This is a genomic window from Ruegeria atlantica (genome assembly GCF_001458195.1).
Taxonomy (GTDB): Bacteria; Pseudomonadota; Alphaproteobacteria; order Rhodobacterales; family Rhodobacteraceae; genus Ruegeria; species Ruegeria atlantica.
Genome location: NZ_CYPU01000039.1, coordinates 408,720 through 423,180 on the forward strand (window position 1 = coordinate 408,720; position 14,461 = coordinate 423,180).

The 14,461-nt window shown below is 58.1% G+C and carries 15 protein-coding genes; 9 read left to right on the plus strand and 6 right to left on the minus strand.

The genetic code is table 11. From position 1 onward, the window contains the following. Nucleotides 1-96 precede the first annotated feature (96 nt). Nucleotides 97-774, plus strand: a complete 678-nt coding sequence (locus RUA4292_RS11865) for a GntR family transcriptional regulator (RefSeq protein ID WP_058278174.1) — start codon at nt 97-99, stop codon at nt 772-774. Nucleotides 775-903: 129 nt separating this feature from the next. Here RUA4292_RS11865 and RUA4292_RS11870 read toward each other — a convergent pair whose 3' ends face one another. Continuing rightward, entirely contained in the window at nt 904-1,782 is an 879-nt protein-coding gene (locus RUA4292_RS11870) for a LysR family transcriptional regulator (protein ID WP_199520010.1), read from the minus strand. Nucleotides 1,783-1,888: 106 nt separating this feature from the next. Here RUA4292_RS11870 and RUA4292_RS11875 point away from each other — a divergent pair, with 106 nt between their 5' ends. The 3 genes from RUA4292_RS11875 to RUA4292_RS11885 are packed head-to-tail and all read left to right on the plus strand — an operon-like array spanning nt 1,889 to nt 3,536. Continuing rightward, nucleotides 1,889-2,230: a hypothetical protein gene (locus RUA4292_RS11875; RefSeq protein WP_058277760.1), complete on the plus strand. Its 342-nt coding sequence runs from the start codon at nt 1,889-1,891 to the stop codon at nt 2,228-2,230. Between the two features lie 3 nt (nt 2,231-2,233). Then, entirely contained in the window at nt 2,234-2,488 is a 255-nt protein-coding gene (locus tag RUA4292_RS11880) for a hypothetical protein (RefSeq protein ID WP_058277761.1), read from the plus strand. 43 nt (nt 2,489-2,531) lie between these two features. Further along, entirely contained in the window at nt 2,532-3,536 is a 1,005-nt protein-coding gene (locus RUA4292_RS11885; RefSeq protein WP_058277762.1) for a GlxA family transcriptional regulator, read from the plus strand. 7 nt (nt 3,537-3,543) lie between these two features. Here the strand turns inward: RUA4292_RS11885 and RUA4292_RS11890 are convergent, their stop codons facing one another. From RUA4292_RS11890 to RUA4292_RS11910, 5 genes are all read right to left on the minus strand, one after another. Then, entirely contained in the window at nt 3,544-4,104 is a 561-nt protein-coding gene (locus RUA4292_RS11890) for a sarcosine oxidase subunit gamma (protein ID WP_058277763.1), read from the minus strand. Continuing rightward, nucleotides 4,097-7,042 carry a sarcosine oxidase subunit alpha family protein gene (locus RUA4292_RS11895; protein WP_058277764.1) on the minus strand — a complete coding sequence of 982 codons (2,946 nt, stop codon included), beginning with the start codon at nt 7,040-7,042 and terminating at the stop codon, nt 4,097-4,099. Before RUA4292_RS11895 ends, RUA4292_RS11890 begins: the two co-directional genes overlap by 8 nt. Beyond that, nucleotides 7,039-7,326, minus strand: coding sequence for a sarcosine oxidase subunit delta (locus RUA4292_RS11900; RefSeq protein ID WP_058277765.1), 288 nt, complete (start codon nt 7,324-7,326; stop codon nt 7,039-7,041). The genes RUA4292_RS11895 and RUA4292_RS11900 overlap by 4 nt, the downstream gene beginning before the upstream one ends. 13 nt (nt 7,327-7,339) lie before the next feature. Next, nucleotides 7,340-8,590 (minus strand): sarcosine oxidase subunit beta family protein, encoded by a 1,251-nt coding sequence (locus RUA4292_RS11905; protein ID WP_058277766.1) that lies wholly within the window; start codon nt 8,588-8,590, stop codon nt 7,340-7,342. Nucleotides 8,591-8,667: 77 nt separating this feature from the next. Further along, on the minus strand, nt 8,668-9,531 hold the full coding sequence (locus RUA4292_RS11910) for a LysR family transcriptional regulator (RefSeq protein ID WP_082637083.1): 864 nt from the start codon (nt 9,529-9,531) through the stop codon (nt 8,668-8,670). Between the two features lie 107 nt (nt 9,532-9,638). Here RUA4292_RS11910 and RUA4292_RS11915 point away from each other — a divergent pair, with 107 nt between their 5' ends. The 5 genes from RUA4292_RS11915 to RUA4292_RS11935 are packed head-to-tail and all read left to right on the plus strand — an operon-like array spanning nt 9,639 to nt 14,427. After that, nucleotides 9,639-10,238: an amino acid synthesis family protein gene (locus RUA4292_RS11915; RefSeq protein ID WP_058271883.1), complete on the plus strand. Its 600-nt coding sequence runs from the start codon at nt 9,639-9,641 to the stop codon at nt 10,236-10,238. Further along, a complete protein-coding gene (locus tag RUA4292_RS11920; RefSeq protein ID WP_058277767.1) occupies nt 10,210-10,989 on the plus strand; it encodes an alpha/beta fold hydrolase in 780 nt (259 codons plus the stop codon). Before RUA4292_RS11915 ends, RUA4292_RS11920 begins: the two co-directional genes overlap by 29 nt. Continuing rightward, on the plus strand, nt 10,986-11,906 hold the full coding sequence (locus RUA4292_RS11925) for a flavin reductase family protein (RefSeq protein WP_058277768.1): 921 nt from the start codon (nt 10,986-10,988) through the stop codon (nt 11,904-11,906). Before RUA4292_RS11920 ends, RUA4292_RS11925 begins: the two co-directional genes overlap by 4 nt. Continuing rightward, on the plus strand, nt 11,906-12,940 hold the full coding sequence (locus tag RUA4292_RS11930; protein ID WP_058277769.1) for an LLM class flavin-dependent oxidoreductase: 1,035 nt from the start codon (nt 11,906-11,908) through the stop codon (nt 12,938-12,940). Before RUA4292_RS11925 ends, RUA4292_RS11930 begins: the two co-directional genes overlap by 1 nt. Nucleotides 12,941-12,948: 8 nt before the next feature. Then, on the plus strand, nt 12,949-14,427 hold the full coding sequence (locus RUA4292_RS11935) for an aldehyde dehydrogenase (RefSeq protein ID WP_058277770.1): 1,479 nt from the start codon (nt 12,949-12,951) through the stop codon (nt 14,425-14,427). The last annotated feature ends 34 nt before the right edge of the window (nt 14,428-14,461 follow it).

Below are 14,461 nucleotides of genomic sequence, written 5' to 3' on the forward strand. Positions count from 1 at the left end.
GAAGGCTTGAGGCGGTCAAGGATAGTGTCCGATTTCGTTGACTAAGTCATGTATCCAAATGTATACAAAGAGGCGCAATATGCAAGATTGAGAATGATGAAAACTCAAGAAGATCCTAATCAAACCGGCCCACAGGGGAATTCCGCTTATCAGCGCTTGCTGGATGAAATTCGCGAGGGTGTTTTGTTACCTGGTGAACGGCTGAGAGAGATCGAGCTGTCCGAAAGACTGGGTGTCAGCCGAACACCTGTGCGCGAAGCGATACGGCAACTCGAAGCGGATGGGTTGGTGACGCATGTCCCTAGGCTGGGCGCAACGGTTCGCAGCCTGAGCTATTCGGAGGTTATGGAACTGTATGAAATGCGCGCCGTACTTGAAGGAACAGCGGCACGGTTGGCGGCACGCGCGGCTTCGGATGTGGAACTGGACGAACTTAATGTCCTGAATGATCGCCTTGCCGAGGCTGGCACCGGTCCGGTGGCCGCTCAGTTGAACCGTATTTTCCACGCCACGCTGTTGGATGCCGCCAAAAACCGCTTTCTCACAAAGTCGATGTTATCGTTGCAAAAGGCGTTGTTGATATTGGGTCCGTCCCAAATGCTGGATGGTCAGCGCGCAGACGATGCCGCGGGTGAGCATCGCCGTGTGATGGACGCCTTGCAGGCCCGCGACGGCGACGCAGCCGAGCTGGCGATGCGCGCCCATGTTCATGCGGCCCAGCGAATGCGTATCCGCGCGTTGCAGAAACGGGACCGCGCAATTGATCAGGCCTGACCTGAGGAGCTGATTGTCCTAGCTATTGGTCTTAGGTTCCTTCGCCAAACCACTTCTCCCGTCCGCAGAAGCCGACGGAAAGCACGGCTATCGTGGAGGTCGTTGTTTAGGCTCTTCCGGTACAAACACTCAGCTGACCACTTTCAAAGGGTTGGCGCCTTCAACCTCGCGGCTAATCTCTTGTACCAGCGCCATCGCGGCAGGGTTTCGGCGCTTAACATGCATACGCGCGACAAAAATGATCGGCGGGGGATCGGGGAACACGCCTTTGACCACCTCTATGTCCGGTGTGACATGCATTCCATTCAACAGGGCGACGCCCAAACCGGACCGCACGGCCGACTGAAGGCCAGTGGCGCTTGGGCATTCTAATACGTTGTCGAAGCGGTGCCCTTGCAGCTGCCCATCTCCGAAGCCCCATTTGCGATAGAAACATTGGCTGTCGAAGGACAGAAAGGGAACAGGTGCTGTCGTATCCAGTTGGAAATCCGGTGATTTTACCCAGTGCAGAGTGTCCTCGAACAAGATCAGGTCATCTGGCCGCGCATCGTGCCGAAAGATTTGCATGACGGCGACATCCAACTCTCCGGCCTTCAACCACTCTTGCACGTTCAGACTTTGACTGGTGCGTGTTCGGACCTGAACGTCCGGGTAAAGCCGGGTGAAACGGCCCAATATGCGGGCGATGTCGCTGGTGGCCGTGTCCTCGGTCATACCCAGCCGGAGTGCGCCGGCCAAAGGTTTCTTGCTCAAACTGGCCAACGCCTCATCGTGCAGGGCACATATTCGGCGGGCATAGTCGCACAGGCGCAGACCTGTATCTGTGAACAGAGGGCCACCGGGTCGGCGCGCCAGCAGATCGCAGTCCAGGGCTTGCTCTAACCGTCTGATTTTGTGGCTGACTGCCGATTGCGACAGCGCCAGATGCTCGGCCGCGCGCGTCACGCCGCCATGGGATGCGATGGCTAGAAGGGCGCGCAGGGCGTCAATTTCCAATCGGTCGGTCATTTGTGAAACCATGACATTTTTTAATTGAGCCATGAATATCATTCATTTGTGTCACGCGCCAGTATTGAACTACTGGTCAGGAAATCCAAAGCTCAGGAGCATTCGCATGCCGCATCTCGTCCCGGACCACACAGTGATCAAAACCCCGCGGATGGTCCCCGGAACCCATGGGGAAGGCGATCCGGTGGTTTTGATCCACAGCACATTATCTTACATCCGGTGCGACGTGCCGCCTGTATGGGCAGCGGCGGGCAACAGGGTACACTTGTTCGATCTGGCGTGTCTTGGTCAGTCTGAACGACCTTGGAATCCGGCGCTTAATGGGTCGGTTACCGATCAAGTTCCCGTCGTTCACAAGTTGCCGAAAAACTGCAGTCATTTCCAGATTAGAGATCAGCCCAAACGGACACCCGCGCCGCTGATCAATCTCCTGACGCGAAAGGGCTGAGCCATGACGGATCAAATCAAAACCCGTGACCGGCGCGGCCTGACGACCGTATTCGAAATCACCGGATCGGTGTTGGCAATGGCCTATGCCTTGCTGATCGCGTCGAATACGGGGGCTGAGTTGCTGGGTTTCACCCTGTTGTTAGTGTCCTCGGGCCTGTTTGCGGCTTGGGCCGTAATAGATCGCCGCTGGACGTTCCTGTTGTTGCAAGGGTTCTATGGGGCCTCAGCGATCATCGGCTTGATCCGGTGGGCATGAACTTCGCATAGGGCGGTTGCGGAAATCTTGCTAGAACAGTCTTATGCGCAATAAAGACAGAATCAAAATCGGCTTTTTGCTGTTTGACGGCTTTCCCATGGCCTGCCTGACCTCGGTAATCGAGCCGTTGCGGGCGGCCAATGAAATCGCCGGGCAAGAGGCGTTTTGCTGGTCGCTGCTGTCCGAGCGTCAACAGAAAGTACAATCCAGCGCAGGTGTCCGGTTCGAGGCCGAGCAATCTCTGGCCGACTGCAAGGATATCGACATCTTGTTCCTTCTCAGCAGCCCAACGTCCGGCTTTGATAATACAACCGTTGGCAACGGTGCTCTGCGCAGTCTTGGACGGCATGGCACTGTTTTGGGCGGGATTAGCGGTGGTGTTTTCCCATTGGTCCGGTCCGGGGTGATGGGGGGCCAACCTGTTTCCGTCCATTGGTGCTATGAGGCCGCATTTCTGGCTGAGTTTCCCGAAGTCGACTCGCGTAGCGAGGTGATCGTGAAAACGGCGACACGCTACACCGCAGCCGGTGCCGCTGCCGGGTTCGATCTGGCCCTGCATCTGATTGAAGATCGGCTGGGTGGCGAAGTCGCGCACGAGGTTGCCTGTTGGTTCCAACATCCGATGATGCGCGGGTCAGGGGTGCGGCAACAGGTTCCGACCACGACCGCGCCGGAAACCGGGGACAGCCTTCCACCGTTGGTGTCGAGCTGCGTCGACCTGTTCGCCGGTCATATGAGCGATCCGATTTCCATCGCAGAGGCCGCACAGCAAATCGGGGTCACGCCACGCCAGGTGGAACGTGCTTTCAAACAGGCGACGGGCCAGAGCCCCAGCCATTACTATCGCGCAATGCGCATGAATGCGGCACGGCAGATGGTGGTCTATACCAAAGACCCGATCGCAGATATCGCGGCTGCGATCGGGTATGGTTCAGTGGCGCCGCTTGTGACGCATTATCGGTCAGCATTTGGGCTAAGCCCAAGCGAAGACCGTCGCAGGATCAACCGCTTCCGTGTCGAAGGTAACGCGCCATTGCCGTCAGTCTGACGTTGTTTTACAGCGCCGACCGCATTGCAGTGACGATGGCATGATGCAACGATCCGGCGGATGAACGGGGGCCATAAATGCTGAACGCTTCATCTGACCGACAGAGAACAAAGCACCCAATGTGGTGAATTGAGCAACGGGCGACGCTGCCCGCATCGATATTGCGCAGGTCCAGCATAGATAACAGTTCCAACACAGCCGGAATCTGATCACCGTTCAGGTCGAACCGTGTCCAACCGTCGGTCTGTTCTGTCACCGACGCGGTATCGCCCAAAGCGGACTTCACCTGATCAGTAAGCTCTTCGTGCGTGTCAAAAGGCGCCTCGATCATCCACTGATCCGGACCGGCCCAAAAGGCAGTGACAGTGTCACCTGCATGTTGGCCGATACCAGGTGCAGGGGCACCGATCAGTTTTGCCAGGGCTTTGCTGGCTTTGGTTTCCTGTCCCATCCGCGCGGCGGCGGATGCCAGTGCGGCGCCCGGAACTTCCCGGCACGTAACCCCGCCAACAGTGTCGACCTGCGGTTCGGACCCGCCCAATGCGGTTATTGCAACTAGATCATGCACGCAGACGCTCTCCTTCGGGGTCAACGAAATGGGCCGATACGATTTCGACTTCGACGGTCAGGTCGGTCAATGGGGACACAAGGCGCATCTTCTCGCCCATTCGGTTGGCACCGTCCTGCAAAAGACCCAGCCCGATATTGCTGTTCAGAATGGGCGAATACGCAGCCGAAGTGACATAGCCCTGATCGTGCGCGGCATCCACCGGGCCGGTCGTGTTCATCAAATGGCCACCAGCGGTGACTTTCTCTTCGGGCGATACCGGTTTGATCCCGACCAGCCGCAGGACATCCGGTTCTACCAAGGCCTCTCGTTCGGACAGGGTCGATCCGATGCCGTCTTTCTTTTTCGACACCATCTTACCCAATCCAAGATTCAATGCCGTTGTGGTGCCATTCAACTCGTTGCCGGCCGCGTGGCCCTTTTCGATCCGCATGACGCCCAGCGCTTCGGTGCCGTAAGGGACAACCTCAAATTCTTCACCTTCGGTCATCAGACGCCGCATCAGCGCATCGCCATAGCGTGAGGGCACGGCGATTTCGAACGCTAACTCTCCCGAGAATGAGATCCGGAAAAGCCGCGCCCGCAACCCGTCGCAAACCGTAATGTTGCCACAGCCCATGAACGGGAACGCGTCGTTTGAAATGTCGAATTCAGGGTCGACGATCTTTTGCAACAGCTTGCGCGAATTGGGACCAGCGACAGCATATTGCGCCCAGGATTCCGTGGTCGAGATCAGCTGCACATCCATATCCGGGAACAGGCATTGGCGCACAAATTCCATGTGACGATAGACATTTACCGCATTGGCCGTGGTCGTTGTGACGACAAAATGATCCTCGGCCAGACGCGCGGCTGTGCCATCGTCCATTACCATGCCGTCTTCGCGAAGCATCAGGCCATAGCGGGTTTTTCCCACGGGAAGCTTGGTGAAACCGTTCGCGTAGACGCGGTTCAGGAAATCAGCCGCGTCCGCGCCCTGCACGTCGATTTTTCCAAGTGTCGTACAGTCGCACACCCCGACGGACGCGCGGGTCTGGCGCACTTCACGGTCCACTGATTCACGCCAATGAAGCTCACCGGGCAGGGGAAACCACTGCGCGCGCAGCCAGTTGCCGACTTCGACAAACACAGCGCCCTTCTCCTTGGCCCAATAATGCGAGGGCGTCAGGCGCGTGGGGTGGAATTCTTGTCCCTTCATCCGACCGGCGAAGGTGCTGATCGGAACAGGCGTGTAGGGCGGGCGGAAAATGGTTGTCCCTGTTTCGGGGATCGATTTTCCGGCCACCTCGGCCATGATCGCCAATGCGCTGATGTTCGAGGTCTTGCCCTGATCAGTCGCCATGCCAAGGGTGGTATAGCGTTTCAGGTGTTCAACTGACCGGAACCCTTCCTGATAGCTGAGTTTGACGTCCTTGACGGTCACGTCATTTTGCTGGTCCAGCCAAGCGCGTTTGCAGCCTTCGACATACCAGAACGGTTTCTGCGCGATCGGAGTATCCTCGGCCTCGGGCAAGACAGGCTGAGCAACGCTCAGCTCCAGCGCTGCCGCGGCAGCCTCGGCACCGGATTGCAATGCACCTTGCGTAGACATCACTCCGTTCGCTGCGCCCGCGACAGTCAATCCGACGGGCAGATTTGAACCGGGCACAAAGGCGGCCAGATCGTCGTTCCAGACCGGACGCCCGCGCTGATGGCAGGTCAGGTGCACATTCGGGTTCCAACCCCCCGAAACGCCCAGTGCGCCGCATTCCAGCGTGCGGGTCGAGCCGTCGGGCAGGGCAACTTCGACAAAGGTCAGACCAAGACGCCCCTTGGTATTCACAACCTGTGCGCCGCTCAGGACTTCGTAATCGTAGTTGACCGGAGCATCCTCACGCACATCGACAACGGCGCAAATGTGAACGCCCTTGGCATGCAAGTCGGCGGCGGTGCGGTGACCGTCGTCGTTGTTGGTAAAGATCGCTACGCGTTGAGAGGCCGTAACCGCAAACCGATTGGCATAAGTTCGCAAGGCGCTGGCCATCATGATGCCGGGGCGGTCGTTGTTTTCAAACGCGATGGGCCGTTCAGTCGACCCCGCACACAGCAATGTCTTCTTGGTGTAAATGCGCCATAAGATCTGGCGCGGTTTACCTGCGGGCAGGGTGGCCACATGATCTCCGGTGCGTTCTACAGCGCCGTAGATGCCGTGGTCGAAGGCGCCGATGACAGTGGTTCTGGCCATCAGCCGGACGTTGGGCATACTTGACAGTTCGGCGACAGCCTGCGCGGCCCAATCGCTGCCGCTCTGATCTCCGACTGAGAATGTCTCGCTGTTCAGACGTCCGCCGAACCGAAAATCCTCATCAGCCAGAATAACGTCGGCACCCGCGCGCCCTGCGGTCAGGGCTGCCATCAAGCCCGATGGACCGGCGCCGATGATCAGCAGATCACAGTGGCGGAACCCTTTGTCATATTCGTCGGGGTCAGCCTCCATCGACAAAGAGCCAAGGCCAGCGGCGCGGCGAATGATCGGCTCATAGATTTTTTCCCAAAAAGCGGCCGGCCACATGAAGGTCTTGTAGTAGAACCCGGCGGACAGGAAATTCGAGAACAGGTCGTTTACGCCAAGCGCATCGAATTTCAGGCTGGGCCAACGGTTCTGCGATTGCGCCTCAAGCCCGTCAAACATCTCGGTCGTTGTGGCCCGTGTGTTGGGTTCCTGCCGGTTGCCGGAGCGCAGCTCGACAATGCCATTGGGTTCCTCGGATCCGGCAGTCAGCAGGCCGCGCGGGCGGTGATACTTGAACGAGCGTCCGATCAATCGCACGTCATTGGCCAGCAAAGCCGAAGCCAGCGTATCGCCGGGATGGGCGGTATAGTTGCGGTTGTCGAACCGGAAGTTCACTGTTGTGTTGCGGTCGATCTGGCCACCGCTCAGTCTGTTGGATTGCGTCATTTGGAACGTCCCCGCGCGCGGGCCACATCGCGGGCCAGTTCTACCTTGGAAATCTCATGTGTGGTGGTGTCGCGGGTAACGACCAGCCACGACCGGTCGCCAGCTTCATGATACCACAGTTCTTGATGCTCGCCTGCGGGATTGTCGCGCAGATAGCCGTATTCATAGAACGCGTCCGCCGCGTCTTCGGCCTGCCAGTCCGGGCGGTTGATCAGTGACGCGTCACCCAGATAGGTGAATTCAGATGCGTCGCGCGGGCCCAGAAGGGGATGGTTGATAATCATTCTCGTGCTCCGCTCAATGCAGGTTGGGCTGATTGCCCACGCCTTTTTCGTCGATCATCCGGCCCGTGCGGAACCGGTCGAAGCGATAGGCCGTGGCGGTAGAGTGCGGTTCGTCCTTCGCCAGAAGATGCGCAAAACAGTAACCGGATGCCGGGGTCGCCTTGAACCCGCCATAGCACCATCCGCCATTGAAATAGAGACCCTCGACCGGAGTGCGATCGATGATGGGTGAGCCATCCATCGACATGTCCATAACACCGCCCCACATACGCAGCAGGCGGGCGCGCCCGATCATCGGCATCAATGAGACGCCGCCTTCGCAGACATCCTCGACCACAGGCAGATTTCCACGTTGGGCGTAGGTGTTATAGCCGTCGATATCACCGCCAAAGACCAACCCGCCTTTGTCGGACTGGCTGACATAGAAATGTCCGGCCCCATAGGTGATGACGCTGGGCAGAACCGGCTTCAGACCCTCGGACACAAACGCCTGTAACACGTGGCTTTCAATCGGCAGTCGCATGCCCGCCATGTTCATCACCCGGCCCGAGTTACCGGCAACAGCGCAGCCGACTTTGTTAGCCCCGATAAAGCCCTTTGAGGTCTCGACGCCCAGGCATTTGCCGTTCTCGATACGCAGACCAGTGACTTCGCAATTCTGGATGATGTCGACACCGTGGCTGTCCGCAGACCGGGCAAAGCCCCAGGCCACGGCATCATGGCGCGCGGTGCCGCCCCGTCGCTGGGCCAGACCGCCTTTGATCGGGAAACGCGCGTCGTCGAAATTCAGATAGGGGTGTTCTTTGCGTACCTGATCGGCATCCAGCAATTCGGCATCTGCACCGTGCAGGATCATCGCATTGCCGCGCCGCGTATAAGCGTCGCGCTGACCATCCGTGTGGAACAGGTTGAGTATTCCGCGTTGGCTCATCATGGCGTTGTAGTTCAGGTCTTGTTCAAGCCCTTCCCACAGTTTCATCGAAAATTCATAGAACGGCTCATTCCCGTCCAGCATGTAGTTCGAGCGAACGATCGTCGTGTTCCGCCCGACATTGCCTCCGCCGATCCAGCCCTTTTCGACAACCGCGACATTGCGATGACCGTAGACCTTCGACAGATAATGGGCAGTTGCCAGCCCATGACCACCACCGCCTATGACGATAATGTCGTAATGGGCTTTGGGTTCGGGGTCACGCCAGACCGGTTTCCACCCTTTGTGGCCGGTAAGCGCCTCTTTGATGACTCGAAAGCCTGAATATCGCATGAATCGGACCTTTTTTGCCAGAATTCACTATTTTCCTGCTCAGCGATATCCTCAGATGCGACATTGGTGTGTCTGAATCAGACCCATTGGTGTGACGAGCCGGGAACCAATTGTGAAAACCATGATACAACGGCGTCAACCTCGGGTGATGCGCGCTGCACGGCCAGAAAGTACCCTTCGGCCGCTGGAGCAGTCTCATCAAAGGCACGCGCGACCTGTCCGGTCTGCAGAGCGTGATCGGCGATAAGTGCATTCACCAAGGCCACGCCGTTCCCGGAAGCCGCCAATTGCAAGGCGAGCCCGTAAGAATCGACATAATAGGCCGGGGTATGGATTTTATGACCGGTGACTTCCGCCCATGTGGACCAGTTGTCTGACGTTCCCACGGCCTCGATCAGGGGCAAGTCCTGACAAGCGCCAACCAAGGCAGGCGCTTTTACTGCGATCAGGTCATTCGGCAGTAACGGTTTTGCATCCCGCCCGACTTGTTTTTCTGACCCGAACCGGATTTCAACATCGGCGCGCAGGGCCGAGTATTCATCCGGCCAGATCGTGCTGACAAAGCGAATGGACGTATCTGGGTTTTGGTCGCGAAACTGGGGCAGGGCAGGGGAAATCAACCATTCGATGATGCTGATTGACGCCGCAACAGTAACGTGTCTGGCCCGTTCCTTTGCCAAATACGGAGAGGCGGCGGATTGCAGCAATTGCAGTGCGGCTTCGACCTGCGGCAGCAGCTTTCGGCCTTCATCCGTCAAGGAAAGACCGCGCGGATGCCGATGAAACAGGACGACGCCCAGCCGGGATTCCAGCGACCTGATTTGCTGGCTTACGGCGGATTGGGTCAATCCGATTTCATCCGCCGCAGCTGTTGAGCTCAACCTTCGGGCCGCGGCCTCGAAAGACCTGAACCATGTAAGGGGGGGCAGTGTTTTGGGCATGTGCAACCGACCTAGTAGCTTTGTTAATACCTAAGACCCAACTTCTTTCGTTTGTCAAAGTGCCGGCCAATCAAAGATATTTCTCGTACTCAAGATTGGGGGATAACGTGCAGCCGGAAATTCGTAAAATAGTGACCTTCGACGAAGAAGTTCTGATCGAAGGATATCGCAAAGCCGAACGGCCGTGGCGCATGTTTGCTGTGGCAGCGGTTGTTACCAACCCTTGGGCTGGACGTTTCGTCGAAGATCTACGGCCGGAAATTTTGGCCTATGGCCCAATCCTGGGTCAAGAACTGACCGACAGGATGATCGCGCTGGCCGGAAGCGGCGAGGCGATTGAGGCCTATGGCAAGGCTGCGGTTGTGGGGCTGGACGGAGAGGTCGAGCATGCCTCGGGCCTGATCCACACGCTGCATTTCGGAAACATCTTCCGGCAGGCGGTTGACGCCAAGTCCTATCTTTCATTCACCAACACCCGAGGCCCGGCGAACACACCGATCATGGTGCCACTGATGGACAAGAATGATGCGGGCCGTCGGTCACACTATCTGACGCTGCAATTCGCCATCCCCGACGCCCCCCGTGCGGATGAGATCGTCGTGGTTTTGGGCGGAGCAACCTCGGGCCGTCCGCATCATCGCATTGGCGACCGTTATCAGGACTTGAAGGATCTGGGCCATGACGTGGACAACCCGGCCTCGGTCTGACATCGGCGGGCTCGCCGCTATAGACGAAGGTGAAGGCCCGCTTGTGGTTCTGCTCCATGGCGTTGGCCTGCGGGCCGAAGCCTGGGGCGCGCAAATCGATGCGCTGTCTGCCGCCGGGTATCGTGTTCTGTGTCCGGAGATGCCCGGGCACGGGGAAACCCCGTTCCATGGTGCTATCGGGCTGGATGGGTACGCCAACCCGATCGCGGCCCGATTGACCGAACCTGCCGTTCTGATTGGGCATTCCATGGGCGCTTTGATCGCTTTGGACATTGCGGCATCGGGTCATGATCAGGTGAGAGGCGTTGCCGCGTTGAACGCAATTTACCGCCGAACCTCCGAAGCGCGTGCGGCTGTCACGACCCGCGCGGCGGCACTGGATGCTGCGGCCATAAACGATCCCACCGTGACTTTGCAGCGTTGGTTCGGCGATCAGGTTTCAGAAGAAGGCGAAGCCTGTTCGCGTTGGCTGAAAGATGTCCACCCGGGCGCATACAAAGCGGCCTATACCATCTTCGCCGAAAGCGATGGCCCGACTGACGCACAACTGGGGCAAATCAAATGCCCGGCACTGTTTATGACGGGCGGGGATGAGCCAAATTCCACACCCGGCATGTCGCAGGGCATGGCGCAGCAAGTGACAAATGGCCGGGTAAAGATAATCCCAAATGCCGCCCACATGATGCCCATGACGCACCCGGCTGACGTTAACGCCAATTTGCTTGAGTTCGTTCGGAGGTGCCTGCCATGACCGAGATTGACACTCGCGCCCTGCGTGATGCATTTGGCAACTTCATGACCGGTGTAACGGTTGTGATGACCCGCGATTCCTCTGGAAACCCGGTCGGGTTCACGGCGAATTCCTTCACGTCCGTGTCGCTTGACCCGCCTTTGCTGTTGGTGTGTCCCGGCAGGTTTCTGTCCAGCCACGATACCTTTGCCGGATGCACACATTTTGCGGTGAATGTTCTGGCAGATGGGCAGCAGGATGTTTCAAACACCTTCGCAAGTTTCAAGGGCGACCGATTTGGTCGGGTGGCGCATCGCGACGGAGCCAATGGCATGCCGCTGATCGACGGGGCGCTGGCACAGTTTAGCTGTGAAACGCATCAGGCGCTGCCCGCAGGCGACCACACGGTTCTGATTGGCCGTGTCACAGACTTCACCCATATCGGTGGAAACGGTCTGGGTTATGTGAACGGGTCGTACTTCAGTCTTGGACTTGAGCGTGAGATGGACGCGCAGGTTCCGACAATCTGCGGCGCGATTGTTGCGGCAAATGGCAAAATTCTTCTGGAACGCTACGAAGGCGCATTTCGCCCGGTTCAAATCGCCGGTGCAGAACCCGGGGGGCAACGCAACAGGCTGGCACAGGGCCTTTCCGATCGGGGCATTCAGGCGCAGATCGAACAGGTCTATTCTTCATTCAACGATGCCGAAACGAACCTGCACTATACGTTCTTCCTGGCGTCCTGCGGTCAGACCATCCAGATGGACAATGCTGAATGGGTAGACATCGGCGATCTGGCCGATCTGACCTATGCCAGCAATAGTTTGCACCACATGATGACCCGCTACGCGCTTGAAGCCCGCGAAGGCGTTTTCGGGCTGTATCTCGGTGACGCCGAACGCGGCGAAATTCACAGTTTCGGTAAAGGAGCCATTTGATGGAGTTTTCACTGTTTGCCCACGTGGAACGTCTGACCCCGAATCAGCCTCACGATGTTCTGTATGATGAGTTCGTGAGCCTGGTGAAGATGGCTGATGACGGGGGCATGCGGGCAGTTTGGACAGGTGAACATCACGGCATGGAGTTCACCATTGCCCCCAATCCGTTTCTGTCGCTGGTCGATCTGGCGCACCACACGCGCAATGTGCGGTTGGGGACCGGAACGGTAATTGCGCCGTTCTGGCATCCCATCAAACTGGCAGGTGAGGCCGCCGCAGCGGATCAAATGACAAAAGGGCGTATCGAGTTGGGGGTCGCGCGCGGTGCGTATTCCTATGAATACGAACGTCTGATGCCAGGAATGGACGCTTGGGAGGCGGGGCAGCGCATGCGCGAGTCCACCCCGCTGTTGCCTCAGATCTGGAAGGGCGATTGTGCCCATGAAGGCGAGTTCTATGCGTTTCCGGCCGCAACTTCGGCACCGAAGCCATATCAGGAGGACGGCCCGCCAATCTGGATCGCCGCGCGGGATCCTAACAGCCACGAATTCGGCGTTCACAACGGATTCAATATTCAGGTCACCCCGCTGTGGCAGGGTATGGAAGAGATCGAGACCCTGATGGGGCGGTTCAACGATGCCTGTGACAGCTACGAGGGGCCGCGCCCCAAGATCATGCTGTTACACCACACCTATGTCGGCAAGGACGACGACGATGTTGCGCAGGGCGTGCAAAATCTGCGCCGGTACTACAATTACTTTGGTGCATGGTTCATGAACAAACGGCCAGTTGAACAGGGCTTGATCAAACCGATTACCGAAGCCGAGATGGACGCGAACCCGATGTATACCAAAGAAAAATTGGGCCGTGATCTGACCGTTGGGACTGCCCAACAGGTGATCGACAGGATCAAGCGCTATGAAGATCTGGGTTATGACGAGTTTTCGTTCTGGGTCGATAGCGGCATGACCAACGAACGTAAGCGCGCCTCTTTGGCGCGATTCATCGACGACGTGATGCCGGCATTTCAGTGAGGACCACCATGGGAAACTTACCGCATTTTCAGCTGTTCATTGATGGCGCCTGGACCGAAGGTTCAGCCTCGCAGGTTATGACGTCCGAGAACCCGGCCACAGGCCAGGGGTGGGCCACATTCGCGTGCGCCTCGCCCAGTGATGTTGAACGCGCCATCGCCGCCGCCAAACGGGTTTTGGATGACCCGGGATGGCGGGATATGACACAGACGCAGCGGGGCAAGCTGCTGTATCGCCTTGCCGATCTGGTGGCTGAGAATGCTGCGCGTCTGGGTGAGTTGGAGACGACCGACAGCGGAAAGCTGTTGGCGGAAACCTCGGCACAAACCGGATATGTCGCCGATTACTACCGCTACTATGCGGGTCTGGCAGACAAGGTCGAAGGCACGGTCCTGCCCATCGACAAGCCGGACATGCATGTCTTTACCTCACGAGAACCGATTGGCGTCGTGGCCGCGATCGTGCCGTGGAATGCGCAAATGTTCCTGACCGCGACCAAGCTGGGCCCGGCGTTGGCTGCCGGGTGTTCCGTGGTGCTGAAAGCATCGGAAATCGCGCCCGCACCCATGCTGGAATTCGCCAAGCTGATTGAACAGGCTGGGTTCCCGTCCGGCGTTGTGTCGGTCATCACCGGTGACGCCGAAAACTGTGCAATTCCACTGACCCGCCATCCTGATGTCGACCGAATTGCTTTTACCGGCGGGCCAGAGACCGCCCGCCATGTGGTGCGAAACTCGGCTGAGAACTTTGCGGTAACGTCATTGGAACTGGGTGGGAAATCCCCGATCCTCGTGTTTGAGGACGCCGATATGGACGGTGCAGCAAACGGCCTGATCGCAGGTAACTTCGGCGCATCCGGTCAGAGTTGCGTGGCGGGAACGCGCGGACTGGTGCATCGGTCAATCCTTGGGCCTCTGGTCGAGCGGATCGCCGAAAAGGCCAGCGCCATCCGGTTGGGTGATCCCTTGCAGCCGGAAACGCATGTTGGTCCGTTATGTACCGCGGCGCAGGTGCGCAAGATCGAAGAGACCTTAGGCAAAGCGCAGGGGCAGGGCGCGACGATCCATTTCGGTGGAAAAGCTGCCGACCGTCCCGGGAATTACATGAACCCCACTTTGGTAGAATGCGCATCCCCCGAAACCGAAACGTTGAAAATCGAAATGTTCGGGCCGGTGATGTCCTTGCTGCCATTCGATACCGAAGAAGAGGCTATCGCGCTGGCAAACAGCACCCCTTACGGGTTGGGCTCGGGCGTGTTCACGCAGAACCTTGCGCGCGCACACCGTGTGTCAAAACGGGTCCGGGCCGGTATCTGCTGGGTGAACACCTATCGCGCGATCTCACCCATTGCGCCGTTCGGTGGGTTCAAACAGTCGGGATATGGTCGCGAGGCCGGGGTTGAAGCGATACTGGATTACACCAGAACCAAGACAACCTGGATCAGCACCGCGCAAGAGCCGATGGCGAACCCCTTCATAATGCGTTAAGGATTCGGCAAAGCAGGGATTTCCGAAGGGAAGT